Source organism: uncultured Roseibium sp. (assembly GCF_947499295.1).
Lineage (GTDB): Bacteria > Pseudomonadota > Alphaproteobacteria > Rhizobiales > Stappiaceae > Roseibium.
In genome coordinates, this window is sequence record NZ_CANMNP010000139.1 from 1 (window position 1) to 462 (window position 462).

Below are 462 nucleotides of genomic sequence, written 5' to 3' on the forward strand. Positions count from 1 at the left end.
GTCATTCTTATTCACTTCACGCTAAAGCGGGCTCGTCTGAAGACGAGGGGTTTCATCCAAGGCGTGGATACTAAAATGGCCATTCCGCATGAATGTAATTTTCTTGGGTCCGCAGATGGAATCCACATTTGCCTCAAAGACTTGCAGATGCCGCTGAAAAGTTGGAGGCTTTACACCAAGACGGTAACGAGCGCAGACCTCTTGGTGCAATCGGCAACAAGAAGCCGTTGGACCTGATGAGATCAGAACACACAACCTGTCCGTTTTCCGGATTTGTTGCAAAAGCCTGTAGCCTTTATCGGGCGGCGGCGTTGGGTCACACTCCATACTGAAGCGAGGTCTCATCCGGACTGCAGGATGGCATAGTTGGGGGGGACATTTTTAAAGCCGGAGTTTATCTCGGGTTCTTTCCAACTCATTGTACCAGCCAGGCACTCTATGAATTCAAGGAATTACGGCCAG

1 pseudogene is annotated in these 462 nt (G+C 50.0%); it reads left to right on the forward strand.

Annotation, left to right across the window (positions count from 1 at the left end):
* Positions 1-140 precede the first annotated feature (140 nt).
* A pseudogene (locus Q0835_RS30135) lies at positions 141-263 on the forward strand (IS3 family transposase); the annotation flags it as partial.
* Between the last annotated feature and the right edge of the window lie 199 nt (positions 264-462).